The sequence below is a fragment of the Thermaurantiacus sp. genome (assembly GCF_053487655.1).
The window spans coordinates 1-16,061 of sequence record NZ_JBRCLD010000003.1 but is presented as its reverse complement, the minus strand read 5'-3'; the positions used below and the strand labels follow the sequence as shown (position 1 = coordinate 16,061).

The 16,061-nt window shown below is 67.6% G+C and carries 19 protein-coding genes and 1 tRNA gene; 9 read left to right on the top strand and 11 right to left on the bottom strand.

Translation table 11 applies throughout. The features are described from left to right. Positions 1 to 64 precede the first annotated feature (64 nt). Positions 65 to 140 (top strand) — tRNA-Glu (locus tag ACWIQA_RS00285). A 373-nt stretch (positions 141 to 513) separates the two neighbouring features. Here the strand turns inward: ACWIQA_RS00285 and yacG are convergent. The 4 genes from yacG to infA form a co-directional block, all read right to left on the bottom strand. Next, the gene (yacG, locus tag ACWIQA_RS00280) at positions 514 to 687 is read right to left on the bottom strand and encodes a DNA gyrase inhibitor YacG (RefSeq protein ID WP_448581064.1); all 174 of its coding nucleotides are present in this window, start codon (positions 685 to 687) and stop codon (positions 514 to 516) included. Next, complete coding sequence (locus tag ACWIQA_RS00275; protein ID WP_448581063.1) at positions 671 to 1,627, bottom strand: ribonuclease; 957 nt, start codon at positions 1,625 to 1,627, stop codon at positions 671 to 673. The genes yacG and ACWIQA_RS00275 overlap by 17 nt, the downstream gene beginning before the upstream one ends. Then, positions 1,620 to 2,207 carry a Maf family protein gene (locus ACWIQA_RS00270; protein WP_448581062.1) on the bottom strand — a complete coding sequence of 196 codons (588 nt, stop codon included), beginning with the start codon at positions 2,205 to 2,207 and terminating at the stop codon, positions 1,620 to 1,622. The genes ACWIQA_RS00275 and ACWIQA_RS00270 overlap by 8 nt, the downstream gene beginning before the upstream one ends. Positions 2,208 to 2,316: 109 nt before the next feature. Next, positions 2,317 to 2,535 (bottom strand): translation initiation factor IF-1, encoded by a 219-nt coding sequence (gene infA, locus ACWIQA_RS00265; protein WP_140929026.1) that lies wholly within the window; start codon positions 2,533 to 2,535, stop codon positions 2,317 to 2,319. A 288-nt stretch (positions 2,536 to 2,823) separates the two neighbouring features. Here infA and ACWIQA_RS00260 point away from each other — a divergent pair, with 288 nt between their 5' ends. Then, entirely contained in the window at positions 2,824 to 2,997 is a 174-nt protein-coding gene (locus ACWIQA_RS00260; RefSeq protein WP_448581061.1) for a hypothetical protein, read from the top strand. Here ACWIQA_RS00260 and dapB read toward each other — a convergent pair. Continuing rightward, entirely contained in the window at positions 2,994 to 3,791 is a 798-nt protein-coding gene (gene dapB / locus ACWIQA_RS00255; protein WP_448581060.1) for a 4-hydroxy-tetrahydrodipicolinate reductase, read from the bottom strand. The two genes, ACWIQA_RS00260 and dapB, sit on opposite strands and share 4 nt — an antisense overlap. A 74-nt stretch (positions 3,792 to 3,865) precedes the next feature. Between dapB and ACWIQA_RS00250 the strand changes: the two genes are divergently transcribed. Next, positions 3,866 to 4,564 carry an NAD-dependent deacylase gene (locus ACWIQA_RS00250; protein WP_448581059.1) on the top strand — a complete coding sequence of 233 codons (699 nt, stop codon included), beginning with the start codon at positions 3,866 to 3,868 and terminating at the stop codon, positions 4,562 to 4,564. Here ACWIQA_RS00250 and ACWIQA_RS00245 read toward each other — a convergent pair. Continuing rightward, the gene (locus tag ACWIQA_RS00245; RefSeq protein WP_448581058.1) at positions 4,561 to 4,962 is read right to left on the bottom strand and encodes a metallopeptidase family protein; all 402 of its coding nucleotides are present in this window, start codon (positions 4,960 to 4,962) and stop codon (positions 4,561 to 4,563) included. The genes ACWIQA_RS00250 and ACWIQA_RS00245 overlap by 4 nt on opposite strands. Before the next feature lie 28 nt (positions 4,963 to 4,990). Here ACWIQA_RS00245 and ACWIQA_RS00240 point away from each other — a divergent pair, with 28 nt between their 5' ends. From ACWIQA_RS00240 to ACWIQA_RS00225, 4 genes are all read left to right on the top strand, one after another. Further along, on the top strand, positions 4,991 to 5,272 hold the full coding sequence (locus tag ACWIQA_RS00240) for a 4a-hydroxytetrahydrobiopterin dehydratase (protein ID WP_448581057.1): 282 nt from the start codon (positions 4,991 to 4,993) through the stop codon (positions 5,270 to 5,272). 74 nt (positions 5,273 to 5,346) lie between these two features. Then, positions 5,347 to 6,753, top strand: a complete 1,407-nt coding sequence (locus ACWIQA_RS00235) for a carotenoid oxygenase family protein (RefSeq protein WP_448581056.1) — start codon at positions 5,347 to 5,349, stop codon at positions 6,751 to 6,753. Continuing rightward, a complete protein-coding gene (locus ACWIQA_RS00230; protein WP_448581055.1) occupies positions 6,750 to 7,163 on the top strand; it encodes a nuclear transport factor 2 family protein in 414 nt (137 codons plus the stop codon). Before ACWIQA_RS00235 ends, ACWIQA_RS00230 begins: the two co-directional genes overlap by 4 nt. Further along, on the top strand, positions 7,160 to 7,954 hold the full coding sequence (locus ACWIQA_RS00225) for an enoyl-CoA hydratase-related protein (protein WP_448581054.1): 795 nt from the start codon (positions 7,160 to 7,162) through the stop codon (positions 7,952 to 7,954). Before ACWIQA_RS00230 ends, ACWIQA_RS00225 begins: the two co-directional genes overlap by 4 nt. Here ACWIQA_RS00225 and ACWIQA_RS00220 read toward each other — a convergent pair. The 3 genes from ACWIQA_RS00220 to ACWIQA_RS00210 are packed head-to-tail and all read right to left on the bottom strand — an operon-like array spanning position 7,951 to position 10,453. Next, positions 7,951 to 8,604 carry a DsbA family oxidoreductase gene (locus ACWIQA_RS00220; RefSeq protein WP_448581053.1) on the bottom strand — a complete coding sequence of 218 codons (654 nt, stop codon included), beginning with the start codon at positions 8,602 to 8,604 and terminating at the stop codon, positions 7,951 to 7,953. The genes ACWIQA_RS00225 and ACWIQA_RS00220 overlap by 4 nt on opposite strands. After that, positions 8,604 to 9,608 carry a zinc-dependent alcohol dehydrogenase family protein gene (locus ACWIQA_RS00215; RefSeq protein ID WP_448581052.1) on the bottom strand — a complete coding sequence of 335 codons (1,005 nt, stop codon included), beginning with the start codon at positions 9,606 to 9,608 and terminating at the stop codon, positions 8,604 to 8,606. The genes ACWIQA_RS00220 and ACWIQA_RS00215 overlap by 1 nt, the downstream gene beginning before the upstream one ends. An 11-nt stretch (positions 9,609 to 9,619) precedes the next feature. Continuing rightward, positions 9,620 to 10,453 (bottom strand): class I SAM-dependent methyltransferase, encoded by an 834-nt coding sequence (locus ACWIQA_RS00210; RefSeq protein WP_448581051.1) that lies wholly within the window; start codon positions 10,451 to 10,453, stop codon positions 9,620 to 9,622. A 79-nt stretch (positions 10,454 to 10,532) separates the two neighbouring features. On the opposite strand from ACWIQA_RS00210, the gene ACWIQA_RS00205 reads away from it, so the two are divergent. Together ACWIQA_RS00205 and ACWIQA_RS00200 are read left to right on the top strand one after the other, a co-directional pair. Next, positions 10,533 to 12,272: an N-acyl-D-amino-acid deacylase family protein gene (locus tag ACWIQA_RS00205; RefSeq protein WP_448581050.1), complete on the top strand. Its 1,740-nt coding sequence runs from the start codon at positions 10,533 to 10,535 to the stop codon at positions 12,270 to 12,272. 217 nt (positions 12,273 to 12,489) lie between these two features. After that, positions 12,490 to 13,590, top strand: coding sequence for a Coenzyme F420 hydrogenase/dehydrogenase, beta subunit C-terminal domain (locus ACWIQA_RS00200; protein ID WP_448581049.1), 1,101 nt, complete (start codon positions 12,490 to 12,492; stop codon positions 13,588 to 13,590). Positions 13,591 to 13,663: 73 nt separating this feature from the next. Here the strand turns inward: ACWIQA_RS00200 and ACWIQA_RS00195 are convergent, their stop codons facing one another. Continuing rightward, a complete protein-coding gene (locus ACWIQA_RS00195) occupies positions 13,664 to 15,556 on the bottom strand; it encodes a PhoX family protein (RefSeq protein WP_448581048.1) in 1,893 nt (630 codons plus the stop codon). Positions 15,557 to 15,611: 55 nt separating this feature from the next. Beyond that, positions 15,612 to 16,061, bottom strand: a 450-nt coding sequence (locus ACWIQA_RS00190) for an alpha/beta hydrolase family protein (RefSeq protein ID WP_448581047.1), incomplete at its 5' end; no start/stop codon positions are given.

Sequence of the window (16,061 nt, the reverse complement as noted above, 5' to 3'; positions counted from 1 at the left end):
GCGCGTGCCGAACTTCACCTTGACGACGCGGCAGGCGCCGACTAATCCGCCGCCTCCCCGCCACGGCCCCTTCGTCTAGCGGTCTAGGACGTCGCCCTTTCACGGCGAAAACACGGGTTCGAGTCCCGTAGGGGTCGCCAGGTGTTCGCCGGCGACGGGCGTGGGTCCGCTCCCCTTGCGACCATGTGCTCGAAACTTGTCAACCGCCCCGGCCAGAAGCCGGATCGCATGTGCTTGTCGCTGCACGCATCGCATGGTCGCGTGGACGAAAGCGGGCACCAGCCTTCTCCCGGCCCAGCAGGTGGAGCCGCCCTGCCCGCTTGCTGCCACCAGGCCCGCTGGTCTTGCAAATCCCGGGATCCCGTGTGGCTTTCATAGGCGGTGCCGCCTTGCGGAGTTGGGCGCTCGCTCACCCCTCCTCGGCCTTTGCGTCCTCGCGCAGCCGCTCGGCGACATCGCCTTGCAGAAAACCTGGGCGCGCGGGGTCCGCCTCGTGCTGCCGTGCATTCCGCCCTAGTGGCCCTGGGCTTCCCCATTCTCGACTGGAGGTCCGGGAATCACATGCCGCTCTTCCAGCCAGTCGAGGAGGTCGCGGTTCCGGCAGGCAGCCGAGCAGAAAGGCGCATAGGCCGGCGCTGCGGCCTTGCGGCAGCGCGGACAGGGGCGGAGCTCAGCCGGCAGTGACATGGCCCTCCCCTGCAGCCGGGTCGGCAACAAGGTCAATCGCCCGCCCGGCGCGACGCGCCACCTCGGCAACCAGCGCCGGCTGTGCCCGTAGCCGCCGGACGATCGCCGGCCGCGCCACGAGCGCCAGCGGCCCAGGCCGAGTCTCCCGGAGAGCAAGCTCAAGCAGCGCAAGCGCAGCAGTCGCATCCTGCTCCAGCATGGCCCGGTCGAGAATCGAGGGTCGCGGCCGAGGCCGCACAACATGCAAGAGGCCGAAGCCCGAGATCGCACTCCGCTCAAAAGCCAGCCCCACCATTGCAGCATCGAACGCAGCTGCTGCTGCCTGTCGCCAAGCCCGACCCGGCAGCGTCGGGAAATCGATTGCAATCGATCCCCCAATCCCAAACCGGCGGATGACGGCCGCAACTGCCCGCGCTGCGATCTCAGGGTCGGGCCGGCCGTCGATGTCGATGGCGAGCAGCGCCGGCGTCGGGTGAAGTAGCAGGCAGCCGCCAGGAATAATGACTTCGCCTGCCTCCGCCTCGGCCCAGTGCGAATCCCACGCTCCGGCGACGGCATCGGGAAAGCCGTGCTGCACCCCATATCCTTTGGCGCTGAGGCGCGCGCCAAGGGAAGGCGCTGGCGCCAGCTCCGCTCCTGGCCGAGCGCGCCGCACCTTTGCCGGCCGCATGCGCCCTGGCTCCGGGATTGCTGCGCGCACCACTTCCACACGCATTCGAGCTCCTTCTGGCACGGTGCTGGGACCTTCAAGAAGCGCCACCTCGCCAGTGAGCACCACTTCCACCCCGGCCGGGCCCGTGGCGCCAACCCGACCGTCGACGATTGCACCCGGCTGCACGCCATCGAACGCGCGAGCGATCTCCATTGCAACCAGAACACCGTCTTCCACCAGGGCCGCCCGCACTTCGCCGGGCCGCTCCTCGAGGAAGGCCTCAGCCATCGCCCGGTCGCACGCCGGCCGCTTGCAGCATCGGGAGCGCCAAGTGCAAGGGCAGCCCCATCACGCCAGAAAAGCTCCCGGCAAGGAACCGGACATAGGCTTCGAACCGGCCCTGGATGGCATAGGCTCCTGCCTTGCCGCGCCACTCCCCCGAGCACAGATAGGCTGTCATCTCGGCCGCGGTTAGCCGCTTGACGGCAACGACCGTCCGGTCGGTCCGATGCCGCGCCCGCCCTGCCGCATCGATGACTGTGACTGCGGTCAGCACCCGGTGGCGCCGCCCTGACAGCAAGGCGAGCATGGCCGAAGCCTCGGCCTCATTCTCCGCCTTGCCAAGGATCCGCGCGCCGACCGCAACACAGGTGTCGGCTGCCAGCACCACTGCACCCGGGTTGCGCGCTGCCACCATTGTGGCCTTCTCAGCTGCAAGCCGCTCCACATAGGGCTGAGGCCGCTCGCGCGGGCGAACTGTCTCGTCGAGATCAGCTGGGTCTACGAGATCAGGCAGGATCCCGACCCGGGAGAGCAGCTCCAGCCGGCGCGGGCTCGCCGAGGCGAGCACCAGCCTTACGCCTGCCACAGGACCTGCTGGCCATGGCGGGGGGTCGGCCACGCGCCGGCGCAAAAAAGGCACCGCCTGAGGGCTCCATACCAGGCCGCCTGCCAGCGCGCGTGGTTGCGGACGCGGCTCACTTGAAACGGTAGGTGATCCGCCCCTTGGTCAGATCATAGGGGGTGAGCTCGACCAGCACCTCATCGCCAGTCAATACCCGGATGCGGTTTTTTCGCATCTTGCCCGCGGTGTGGCCGAGGATTTCGTGATCATTCTCAAGCCGGACCCGGAACATGGCGTTGGGCAGCAGTTCCACAACCGTGCCCCGCATCTCGAGCAATTCTTCCTTCGCCATAGACCTCTGCTAAACCGGAGACCTGTGCTGACCTGGGCGCCATGCAGGTGCGCCCTGCTCTTCGTGCACCCCAGATGACAAGACGGGCCACGCGAAGTCGCCCGCATTTGCATCCATGCCCGAGACGCCCGCAAAAGACAAGCCGGACTGCTCAAGCGCAGCTCGCCACGCCTCCAAACGCCTCGTGGCCCCGACACGCAAACTTCACAAGATTTGACGATTCCATACAGGAAACTGCCACGGAACCCGGATAGATGGGACGCGGGTTCCTAAGCTCGGGATTGAGTCATGTTCCTGCGCGCAGTGCTGGTCGGCTATGTGATCGGGCTCGGAGTGACGCTTCTTGCCGCACCCCGTGCAAGCGAGACCCCATATGCAACAGCCGCCATGCTGCAGAAGCAGCGCCAGCTTGAGCCAGAAGCACGCCTGCGTTTCCTTCGCTTCGACCAGCCAGCGCGCTAGCGCGCGGAAAATCCCAGTATATCTGACATCCGGTAGCGCCCCGCCGGCCGCCCGGCGAGCCACCGCGCTGCGGTGAGGGCTCCAGTTGCAAAAATGCGCCGGTCCTCGGCGACATGGGCAAGACGCAGCCGCTCGCCAGTGCCAAGCAGCCAGACATCATGATCGCCAGCGGCAGTTCCACCCCTGAGCGCGGCAAACCCGATCCCTCCCGTCACCCGCGGTCCGCTCATCCCGTCGTGCGGGCGAAGCCGCAGCGCTTGAAGCTGCTTGCCCCGCCCACGCGCTGCCGCCTCGCCCAGCATCAGGGCCGTGCCCGAGGGCGCGTCGCGCTTGCCGCCATGGTGCAGCTCGGCGATCTCGATATCCCAATCCGGCAGGCGCGAGGCTGCCATCTCGACGAGGGCAGAGAGAAGCGTCACGCCAAGCGACGTGTTGGCCGCCTGGAGTACGGCAATCGTCTGCGCCGCCGCATCGATTGCGGCATGGTGCTCCGGCCCGAGACCCGTCGTCCCCACCACCAGCGCGCACCCGGCATCCCCGGCAGCGCGAAGCGTCTCAGCGAGCGCCTCGGGCGTGGTGAAATCGACCAGCACATCGGCCCGGTGGGCAACTGGCGCGGCGTTGGCAGCGACCACCAGGCCGCCAGGCAACGCCGCCCCGCAGGCCGGATGCCCGGGCCGCTCCACGCCGCCAGCAAGTGCAAGGTCGGGTGCCGCAGCGATCGCCTCAACGAGGGCGCGGCCCATGCGTCCGCCTGCTCCGAGAACCCCGATTGCAAGCTGCCTCTCGCCCATGCCGGCCCACTCGGCCAGCCAGTAGCAAAGCGCAACCCCTTGCGCAGCAGCGAGCGCCCCCGCACGAGGCCAGCATGGGTAGCCATCGGCGAATCGTCGTCCTAACCGGGGCCGGAATTTCCGCGGAGTCGGGCGTTGCCACTTTCCGCGGACCCGATGGCCTCTGGGAAGGACACCGAGTCGAGGATGTTGCAACACCGGAAGCCTTCGCCCGCAACCCGGCCCTGGTGCAAGCCTTCTACGATGCCCGCCGCGCCCGCCTTGCTGAAGTCGCGCCCAATGCTGCCCACTTGGCCCTCGGCCGCCTCGACGCCGCCTGGCCAGGAGAGCTTCTTATCGTCACCCAGAATGTCGATGACCTCCACGAGCGCGGCGGCGCCAGGCGCCTCCTCCACATGCACGGCGAGCTCAAGTCCGCCTGGTGCACCGCCTGCGGCACCCGCCATCGCTGGGAGGGACCGCTTCGCCACAACCCGCCCTGCCCGGCCTGCGGTGCCCAGCGCCTTCGCCCCGATATCGTCTGGTTCGGCGAAATGCCCTATGCGATGGACCGGATCCTGCACGCATTGGGTCAGTGCGACCTGTTCATCGCTATTGGAACCTCGGGGCAGGTCTATCCCGCTGCCGGCTTCGTCGAGACCGCGCGCGAGGTCGGCGCCCACACTGTTGAATTGAACCTTGACCGTTCTGCCATGTCCAACCGGTTCCATGAACGCCGGCTCGGCCCGGCCGGCACGCTTGTCCCTGCCCTCGTGGAGGAACTTCTGGCCTAGTCCCCGTCCGCCGCGGCCGCCTCGATCGCTTCCATCTCGGAATCCGAAAGGCCGAAATGATGCCCCACCTCGTGCACGAGCACATGAGTGACCAGCGCCTCGAGGCTGTCTTCGCCATCGGCCCAGGCGTCGAGCAGCGGCCGGCGATAGAGAAAAATGGTGGGCGGCATCCGCCCCGTCATCTCCGCCCCTTCGGAGCCGACCGGATGGCCCTGGTAAAGACCGAGGATGTCAAACGGGCTTTCAAGACCCATCGCCTCCATCACTTCGGCGTCGGGAAAGTCCGTCACGTGGAGTACCACATCGGCGAGGTGGTCGCGGAACAGCGGCGGCAGCCGCTCGGCCGCGGCCAGCGCCAGCGCCTCGATTTCCGCTGCATCCGGTGCCATGGTCGCCATGCCTGAAGCCCTAGCTGGAGGAACCGCCATGGTCGAGACACTCGATGCCGCCGCCCGTGCGGCACTTGCCAATGAACTCCCAAGCTGGACCCTCGATGGCGAGCATCTGAAAAGGAGCTTCCGATTCCGCGATTTCAGCGAGGCCTTCGCCTTCATGACGCGTGTCGCCCTTCTTGCCGAGAAGCAGGATCATCACCCCGAATGGTCCAATGTCTGGAACCGGGTCGAAATCGCGCTCACCACCCACGACGCTGGCGGCCTCTCAGCCCGCGATGTCGCACTCGCCAAGGCGATCGACTCGATTGGCTGACCTGCCCGCCGCAGTTTTGGAGAGCTTCCCTGGCTTGAGCGCCATGCTAGGCCGACCAGCCGAGGAGGCCAGCCATGACTGCCATGTTCCCTGACCATCCCTATCTCAAGGGCTATTACCAGCCATTCGGCGCCGAGATGGACGCACCCGATCTTGTGATCGAAGGGAAGCTGCCACAGACGCTTTCTGGCACCTTCTACCGGAACGGCCCCGACCCGCTCTACCCACCGCACCCCGAAGACCGCTACCATGTCTTCGACGGCGACGGCATGGTCTACGCTATCCGGCTCGGCGGCGGCCGTGCGGCGATGAAGAACCGTTATGTCCGCACCCGCAAATATGAGCTCGAACGCGCCGCCGGCCGCCGCCTGTTCGGCGTGTTCGGCAACCCCCGCTTCAACGACCCCTCGGTCAGCCCGATGGAGTATAATACCGCGAACACCCATATCTGGCCCCACGCCGGCGCGCTCTATGCGCTCATGGAAGGCTGCCCGCCAACCGCGCTCGACCCTGATACGCTCGAGACCAAGGGTTATGAGACGTTCGACAACACGGTGACTGGCCCGTTCACAGCCCACCCCAAGACCGACCCAGACGATGGTGCGCTCCACGCTTTCGGCTGTGGTGCCAAGGGCCCCGGCTCCACGGCCATCCGCTACGACATCATCGACAGCGCCGGCCACAAGCGCCACACGGCCTGGCTTGACCAGCCCTACCCTTCGATGATGCACGATTTTGCGCTGACCGAGCGCCGTGTCGTCTTCCCCTGCCTCCCCGTCGTCATCTCGATGGAACGGGCCATGGCCGGCAAACCCCTCGCCGCCTGGGAGGATGACCGCCCGGCAGCCTTCGGCATCATGGCCAAGGGTGGCAACGGCGGGGACGAGGTGCGCTGGTTCGAGACCGACCCCACCTTCGCCTTCCATATCGCTGGCAGTTTCGACGACGGGCAGGATGTCGTCATCGATGTCGCGGGTTCGAAGCGGGCGCCGCTGATGCCGTCTGCCGACGGCACCCTCCCCTCCCACCAGGACACCCGCTTTACCCTGAAGCGCTGGCGGATTGGCGGCAACGGCCATTTCCGCGAGGAAGAACTGGACGGGCTCGACATTCAGTTCCCCCGCATCGACGACCGCTTCCAGGGCAAGCGCTACCGCAAGACCTTCGTCAATGGCACGGCGAGGCCCACTGCCGGCCGAATCGATGGCTTTGACCAGATCGCTGCCATTGATGTGGAGTCCGGCGCGCGCGATTCCTTCTCCTTCGGCGAAGGGGCCTATTGCGGCGAACCCGTGTTCGTTCCCGATGGCCCTGGCGAGGGTGAGGGCTGGCTTCTCGCTCTTGTGTGGGACAGTCATCGCAACGCAAGCTTTCTTGCCGTGCTCGATGCAAGGGATGTTGCCGCCGGCCCGGTCGCCAAAGTGCACATGCCCGCCCGCGTCCCTGGCGGCTTCCACTGCCACTGGCGTCCCGCTGCGTGACTGAGGAGGACAAGGCCAATCTCGCCGTCGCTGTCCGCCTCTACGAGGCAGTGACGCGCGGCGACTGGGACGCAGCCGAAGCCGAGCTGCACGACGAGCTCGAAATCCACGAAGCCGAGACCATGCCCTATGCCGGCATCTACCGCGGCCGCGACGCACTCCGCCGCCTCTCGGCCATCGTCTATGGCACCTGGCCGGGCACCAGGGTGGACCGGCTCGGCATGGCCGCTGGCGCCGGCCGGGTTGTCGTCTTCTTCCGCATGACGATCCACGCCCCCACGGGCCAAATCTCCCACGAGATCGTCGAAGTGAACGAATTCCGCGACGGCAAGGTCGCGGTCATCAAGCCCTTCTACTGGGACACTGGCGCCATGGCGCGCCTGCACCAGCAACTCGGAGACCAGCCATGACCAAGCCGGAATCGGTTGGCCGCGAAGTCCTCTATGAGGTGATCGAAGGCCATATCGGACTTGTGCGCCTGAACCGCCCCGACAAACGCAACGCTGTCAACGGCGACGTGGCGCAAGCCCTCGACTGGATTGTCAAGGAGACCGAGCGCGACGAGGCGGTCCGCGTCGTGATCCTCACTTCCTCCTCCCCTGACTTCTTCTGCGCCGGCGCCGACTTGTCCGAAATCTCCAAGGGTCGCGGCCATCTCCTCGCCACGAAGGACGGCGGCTTCGCCGGCTTCACCCAGCACCCCCGCGAGAAGCCATGGATCGCCGGGGTTGTCGGCGCAGGCCTTGCCGGTGGCTGCGAGATTGCGCTTGCCTGCGACATGATCGTGGCGTCCGATACCGCCCGCTTCGGCTTGCCCGAAGTCAAGCGCGGCCTCTACGCTGGCGCCGGTGGCGTCTTCCGCCTGCCGCGCAAGCTCCCCGCGGCCGTCGCCTTCGAACTGATCGCAACCGGCGACCCGCTCGACGCGCCCCGCGCCTATGCGCTCGGGCTCGTCAACCGCATGGTGCCCGCAGGCGAGGTTCAGGCTGAATGCGTCGCACTCGCCAAGGCCATCGCCGTCAACGCGCCCCTGTCGGTCCGCGAAAGCCTCAAGGTCGCGCGGCTTGCCTATGAACTCCCCGAATCCGAGCTCTGGCCCTTGAGCCGCAGGGTCTCGGCGCTGGTGTTCGCATCCGAAGACGCGCGCGAAGGCCCGGTCGCCTTCCTCGAGAAGCGCGCGCCCGTGTGGAAGGGCCGCTAGGCCGCGGCCCGGGGAAGAAAGCGCGGCAGCACCCGGCGGAACCATTCCACCCCCTGCGCGCCCATGGCGAGGCCGCGCTCGCCGAGGATGAAGGCCGGAACCCCGGTCACGCCCATCTCCGTGAACCTTGTCTCCAGCGCCACCACCGCGTCGGCGAAGCGGCCTGAGGCCAGCACGTCGGCCGCCGCCTCCCGGTCGAGCCCGGCCGCCGCCGCTGCATCGGCCAGCTCGCCATGGTCGGAAACATTGGCACCGCGCGCGAAATGCGCCTCGAACAGCGCAAGCTTCAGTGCCGTCTGGCGACCCGTATCCTTCGCCCAGAAGAGCAGCCGGTGGGCGTCGCGGGTGTTCCACATGCGCTCCGGCATGCCGGGCGCGAAGACGACGCCCACTTCGGCCGCAATCGCCGCCATTGCCGCCCTGGTCTCGGCCATCCGTGCCGGGCTCGCGCCATATTTGCGTGCGACATGGGCATCCACTGCTTCCCCCTCGGGCCCCATGCCGGGATTGAGCTCGAAAGGATGCCAGCGGATATCCGCCTCCGCGCCAAGTTCTGCGAGTGCGCGCTCCAGCTGCCGGAAACCGATGAGGCACCAGGGGCAGACGACATCCGAGACGATATCGACCCGAAGGCGCGGCGGCCCGGCCATCAGATATCGACCACGATCTTGCCGAAATGCGCTCCCGATTCCTGGTGGCGGAAGGCGGCCCCAAGCTCGGAGAGGGGAAAACGCCGGTCGATGACGGGGCGAAACCCGCTTACCTCCACTGCCCGCACCATGTCCTGCTGCTCGCGCCTGGTGCCAACAGTGATCCCGACAAGGCGGATCTGCTTTGCCATCAGCTGCACTGTCGGCACCGGCCCGGCATAGCCGGCCAGCACCCCGATGAGGGCGATATGCCCGCCGACTCTCACGGCGGCGATGCTCTCGGGCAGCGTCCCGGCGCCGCCCACTTCGATCACATGATCAACACCACCCCCGCTCAGCCTGGCTGCCGCCTGCCCCCAGTCGGGGGTGGTCTTGTAGTTGATCAGATGGTCCGCCCCCATCGCTTTCAGCCGTTCGAGCTTCGCATCCGACGAGGAGGTCGCAATCACCATCGCCCCCGCGGCCTTGGCGAACTGGAGCGCAAAGACGGAAACGCCGCCCGTTCCCTGCACCAGCACTGTGTCCCCGGGCTTGATGCCGCCTTCGGTCACCAGCGCTCGCCAGGCGGTGAGACCAGCACAAGGAAGGGTCGCGGCCTCGGCATGGCTCCAGAGCGCGGGCGCTCGCGTAAAGGCGGTCGCCGGCGCCACCACTTCCTCGACTGCATAGCCATCAGCCCCGTCGCCGGGCACGCCTGCGAAACCGCCGGCAATCGCGCGCCCGTCGAGCCAGTTGGGGAAGAAGGTCGAGATGACGGAGTCACCCACGGCGAATTCGCTCACCCCCTCGCCAACTGCCAATACCTCGCCAGCCCCGTCTGACATCGGGATCCGCCCGTCGGGAGTTGGGATCGCGCCCGCCACCACCAGATAATCGTGGTAGTTGAGCGAAGATGCGCGCAGCCTGACCCGGATTTCGCCCCGGCCCGGGGCGCCAGGTGCTGCCATCTCTTCAAGACGCAGATTGTCGATTCCCCCTGGGTGCCGCAGCCGAATTGCCTTCATGTCCCTCTCCCTCAGGCCCGCGCAGTCACAATCCACACTGCTCCGGGCAACCAGATTTCATTGTTCCGCACATAGGGTGCGAGTGCGTCGGCCACCGCTTCTTCCACCTTCGGCGCAAGCTCCGGCGCCTCGCGCAGCACAGCCCCGATCGGCCCCACTTTGAGGAGCAGCGCCATCGTTGTTGCAAGGTCGTTGCCACCGATCTCAGAATCGTGCGGCCGGATCGCAACTTCCTGGAACCCCGCGGCGCCGAGAATAGCCTCCACCCGGCCGCAGTTGGCAAAAGCGAAGGGCCCAGGCGCCTCCGGGTCCGGAGCCGGCATCGGGGGCAAGAGTGGCATCGCCGCCGCAAGCGGCACGTGCATCCAGCCATTCTCGGGCAAGCCCCGCCAGCAGACGAAAGCGAGGCGCCCGCCCGGCCGGAGTGCGACACGGATATTGGCAAGGGCGGCCACCGGGTCGGCGAAGAACATGACTCCAAAGCGCGAGAAGGCGGCATCGAACCCGCCATGGTCGAAGCCATGGGTCTGGGCGTCGGCTTCCACGAAGCGGAGGTTCGGGACAGCCGCCCCGCGCCGCTCGGCGATGGCAAGGAGCGGCCGCGACACGTCCACCCCCACCACGCGGCCTGCAGGCCCGACGGCTTCGGCGAGCGCCAGGCTGGTCGCCCCCGCCCCGCAGCCGATGTCGAGCACCCGCTCGCCTGGCATGGGTGCAAGAGCTGTGATCGCCACTTCGCCCAAGGTGAGGATCTGCTGCTCCAGCGCCTCGTGCGACTTGGCCCATGCCCGACCGCCCGCCTCGTTCCAGAACTCGACCTGGGCGGCATTGGGTCCCCCGTCCATATCCCGCTCCCCATTTCGCCAGCGCGCGACGCGCGCGGCTGTGCTAATCTGAAGCGTATCGGGAACGGGAGAGCAAGCCATGCACGATCTGGTCATCCGCGGCGGAACCGTCGTTGACGGCACGGGCAACCCCGCCTTCGTGGCCGATGTCGCTATCGACGGCGGCCGGATTGCGGCTGTTGGGCCGAACCTCGGCCGAGCCCTTGAGGACGTGGACGCGCGGGGCCTCCTGGTCACCCCCGGTTTCGTCGACATCCACACCCACTATGACGGGCAGGCCACCTGGGACCCGGAAATGGCGCCGTCAGCCTGGCATGGTGTGACGACGGTCATCATGGGCAATTGTGGCGTAGGCTTTGCGCCCGCCCACCCGGAACGGCACCAGTGGCTCATCGGCCTCATGGAGGGCGTTGAGGACATTCCCGGCACTGCGCTTGCCGAAGGGATGACCTGGGACTGGGAAAGCTTCCCGGAATATCTCGACGCGCTCGAGAAGCTGCCGCGCACGGTCGATGTTGGAACCCATGTTCCCCATGGTGCAGTCCGGGCCTATGTGATGGGCGAGCGGGGCGCGAGAAACGAGCCGCCAACTGAGACCGACATCGCCCGCATGGCGGCAATCGTCGAGGAGGGCTTGCGGGCCGGCGCGCTTGGCTTCTCGACTTCGCGCACCATCCTCCACAAGTCGGTGGATGGCGAGCTCGTCCCTGGCACCACCGCAACACCAGAGGAGCTGATCGGAATCGGCCGTGCCATGGGCCGGGTTGGCCACGGCGTCTTCGAGATGGCCTCGGACCTCAGGCGCGAGTGGAACGAGTTCCAGTGGATGGGGGACCTCTCGCGCGAGACCGGGCTTCCGGTCACCTTCGCTGCACTCGAAAGCCCGGCGAAGGAACTCCCGCTCACCGAACAGCTCGCTGCCATGGAAGCGGAGAATAAGAAGGGAGCCCATATTGTCGCGCAGATCGCGCTCCGGGCGACGGGCATCCTCATGAACTGGCGCGGCACGGTCCACCCATTCCTGTTCAAGCCCGCCTGGGCCGAGATCCGCGACCTCCCCTGGGAGGCGAAGCTTGCCCGCTTGCGAGACCCGGCGTTCCGCAGCCGGATGCTGGCGGAGGAATCAGTCTTCCCCGAAACCGACGTCGCTGGCCTTCTCATGATCGTCGCGCAGGGCTGGTTCCTGCAATATCGCATGGGTGAAGGCTTCGATTATGAGCCGCCGCGTTCCGAGAGCCTCGCTGCGCTCGCGCAGGCGCAAGGCCGCTCCGGCGCCGAAGTGGCCTATGATCTTTTGATGGAAGACGAGGGCAACGGCTTTATCTATCTGCCGCTCCTGAACTATGCCGATGGCAACCTCGACTTCCTCGAACCCGTCATCCGCCGCTCGGACACCGTCAATTCGCTCTCCGACGGCGGCGCCCACTGCGGCACTATCTGTGACGCAGCGGCACCCACCTTCTTCCTCCAGCACTGGGTGCGCGACCGCAAGGCCGGTCGCATCCCGCTCGAGCACGCCATCCGCCGCCAGTGCCACGACACCGCGCGCCTCTATGGCCTCCACGATCGCGGCCTCGTGGCGCCGGGCATGCTCGCAGATTTAAACCTCATCGACTTCGACCGCCTCCGCCTCGGCCGGCCCTGGCTCGCCTTTGACTTGCCAGCCGGCGGCAAGCGCCTGCTCCAGAAGGCCGATGGCTATGTCATGACCATCAAATCGGGAGTCGTCACCTTCCGGCACGGCGAGGCGACCGGAGCCCGCCCTGGTCGCGTCATCCGCGGGCCGCAGCGAAGCCCGCTCGCGCTCGCCGCTGAGTAGGGGCGACGCGGCGGAGGGGCTCAGCACCCCGGCCTTCCGGCCGGCGCCCTACCGCGCGCTCTGCACCGATTGCGGCGTCTCCCGCCTCGCGACGCCGCAGGCCTGCGCCACCGCCTGCCAGTTCATCCGTCCCGATTATGCCGCAAGCGAGAAGGCGGTCCACGGCCGCACCCGCAACCCCGCCACCGACGAGCTCTTCTTCGGCCCCATTGAGGCCATGCACCGCGCCCGCCTGAAGTCCCCGCTTCCCGGAGCGCAATGGACGGGGATCACCACGCGCATCGCCGAACGCCTCCTCGAGACGGGCGCGGTCGACGCCGTCCTCACCATGGTCCCCGATCCTGCCGACCGCTGGAAGCCGGTGCCCGCCCTCATCACCGAGCCGGCCATGATGGCGCGCGCCCGGGGCATGCGGATGGGCCATGCCCCCCTCCTCGCCCTCCTCGAACCCGCCCGCGACCGCGGCTACCGCCGCCTCGCCGTCATCGGCATCCCCTGCCAGGTCCATGCGCTTCGCCGGATCGAGGCCGATTTCGGCTTCGAGCGCATCTTCGTCATCGGCACCCCCTGCTCGGACAACACCACGACCGAAAGCTTCCACCGCTTCCTCGCCCTGCTGTCGCCTCGTCCCGAGACCATCGCCTACCTCGAGTTCCGCGCCGACATGATGGTCGAGCTCCGCTTCGACGACGGCCGGCAGAAGCGCATCCCCTTCCTGGCGCTCCCCATCGCCGATCTGCCACCCGACTTCTTCCCGCTCACCTGCCGCACCTGTGTCGATTACACCAACGCGCTCGCCGATCTGACCGTCGGCTATATGGGCGGCGAGGGCGAACAATGGCTCCTTGTGCGCAACGCCCGCGGCGCTGAACTCCTCGCGCTTCTCAGAGACGAGGTCCTGCTCGCCCCCGTTGGTGCAAGAGGCGACCGAACCCCCCATGTGAAGGCCTTCCTCGAAAACAGCCGGCGCGCCGCCGGCGGCCTCCCGCTGCGGCGCATGCCGAGGTGGCTCCGTCCGCTTGTCGGCCGGCTCATGCCCTTCCTCGCGCCCAAAGGCCTGGAATTCGCCCGCGCCCGCGTCGAGATGAAGGCCATCGAGACGCTCCTTCACCTCGAGCGCTATGCACCGGCAAAAATGAAGCACATGGTCCCGCCCCACGTCCGGGCGATCGCGGAGCGCTACGGCCTCGCGACGGCGACCGGCCCGGGCTCCGGCCTCGGCGCTGCGGAGGGTGCGCGCCAGGCCCCGACGTCCAGCCGCGCGAAGTCGAGTCCGCCATCGGCCCCCAGCACACCCTCGACCGCAACCGGAGGGTAGGGCGCGCCCTCGCGCGTCCCCATGCGGAAGGCCCCGGTGCGCCGGTCGGCCTCGCCGGCGCGCATTTCTCGCGCTAGACCCCGATCACGCCGCCATCCTCGCGCTCCACCACCACGACCGAAGGCCGCGGCGGCAAATCGGGCGAGAAGTCCGGCCAGCGCGTGGCCGGATCATGGAAGGTGGACTCGCGCCCAAACGGCGCCCACTCCTTCGTGCCATCAGCTGCCGGGTGCTGCACGGCGAGGAACAGCGTCCGCCCGCCGCGCGCAAAGCGCGGCCCGCACAGCTCCGCCCCCACCGGCACCCGGAAGAACATCCGCGAAACCCCGCGTTCCGCCCCTTCCGTCCCCAGCGCCCAGAGCCCGTCGGCGGTCCCCGTCAGCGGCCAGGCCGAGCCCTGGTCGGTCGCGACCCACAGCCGGCCATGGGCGTCGAAGGCACAATTGTCGGGCGAGCCGAACCAGCCGTTGGCCGATGTGCCCGCCCCCCAGCGCGCACCCACCTTCGAGTCGCCGGGTGGTCCGCACAGCACGAGGATTTCCCACTGGAAGCGATCAGCAGCATGATCGCCGCCAGGCGCCACCAGCTCGAGGATCTGGCCGAACATGTTTGCGACGCGCGGGTTTGCCGCGTTGGCCACAGTGCGCTCGCGATTGTTGGTGAGCATCACATAGACTCGCCCGTTCGAAGGATGCGCTTCCACATCCTCCGGCCGGTCCATCGGAGTCGCACCAAGAAGGTCAGCTGCGCGCCGGGCCTCAATCAGCACATCGGCCTGCGAGCGGAAGCCGTTCGCTGGCGTCAGTGGCCCCTCGCCGAAGACGAGCGGACGCCATTCGAGCCCGTCTTCGTCGAACACGGCGACCGAAAGCACGCCATCATCAAGCAGGCGCCCGTTCGCTCGCCGGTCACGGGTTACACGGCCCTTCGAGACATAGCGGTAGAGATATTCATTGCGAGCATCATCCCCCATGTAGATGACAAGCCGCCCGTCTCCGTTCACATGGGTCTCCGCTCCCTCATGGGCGAAGCGGCCGAGCGCCGTGCGCTTTACCGGAACCGCCCTGGGGTCCAGCGGATCGATTTCCACCACCCAGCCGAAGCGGTTGGGCTCGTTGGGCTCGGCGCCCAGGTCAAATCGCCGGTCGAACGTCCCCCAGGGGTAGCGCTGGCCTGCGCCAGAGACACCATAGCGCTGGTAGGCCTCCGCCTCGCCATGGCCCTCCGGCAGCTTGCCGGAGAAGTAGAACTGGAAATTCTCCTCTGCGGTCAAGTAGGTGCCCCAGGGTGTCATGCCCCCGGCGCAATTGCCGAGCGTGCCGATGACCCGCCTGCCTGCCGGATCGGCCGAGGTCCGCATCCGCGCGTCACCCGCAGCCGGCCCGGAAAGGGCGATGGGGCTGTTCCATCCCCTGACCGCCCGGTTCCGCGCCGAAACGACCGGCCGCCAGCCGTCCTTCCCGCGCACCACTTCCACCACCGAAACCCCGGTCGCCGCCTGCTCCACGCCCATGTGCCGCGCGGTGTAGCGCGCCCGGTCGAACCTGCCCTCACCATCGAACAGGTCGGGGAACATCAGCGCCGCATTGGTGTACTCGTGGTTCACGCACAGCAGCATCCGCTCCTGCCCGCCGCGGTCGGCGAGTGGCAGAACGCCAATGAAGTCGCAGTTCATCCCGAACTGGCCCATCTGCGTCTCTGGCGTCTGAAGACCGGGCGCAAAGGCCGGGGCGCCCGTCAGGATCGGATCCCCCCAGCGGATGAGAACCTGGGCCCGGTGGCCGGGTGCCACATGGTGGGTCTCGTCCACACCGTGGGCGATTTCGGTAAAGCGGAACGGCGGCGCTGGCGTTTCACCTGCCAACACAGGCGCACTTCCCACCAGCGTTACGGCCGCGGCGGCGCCACCAAGAAAGGCCCGGCGGGAAAGCCGGGCTGCAACCAGATCTGCAAGGTGCCGTGCCATGGCCCCGTTCTATGCCGCGGCTGCGTGAACCTCCAGTGACAGCCGGTCGCGCGCCTCAGTGGCCGGAGAGCGCCTCAAGGAGTCCGGGCGCGAACTCAGCCCCATGTGGCACCTTCGCAGATGACGCCCTGACCGTGTCACCAATGGGCTCGGCCCGGCCACCGATGCAAGCGGCAAGGAAATTCTCGGTCACCGCCATGAAGGCGATATTGTTCTCGGGCCGGGCGAAGCCATGGCCCTCGTCAGGGAAGAGCACATAGGTGACCGGAATGCCCCTCGCCTGCATGGCAGCCACGATCTGGTCGCTTTCGGCTTGCTTGACGCGCGGGTCATTGGCGCCTTGGCCGATCAGCAGCGGCTTCCGGATCCGGTCCACATGGGTGAGCGGCGAACGTTCCTTGAGCCACGCCTGACCTTCGGGCGTGTCTGGGTCTCCCATCCGCGCAATCAGCTGCTTGCGAAACGCCTCCCAGTAGGGCGGCACGGTGGACAGGAGTGTGACGAG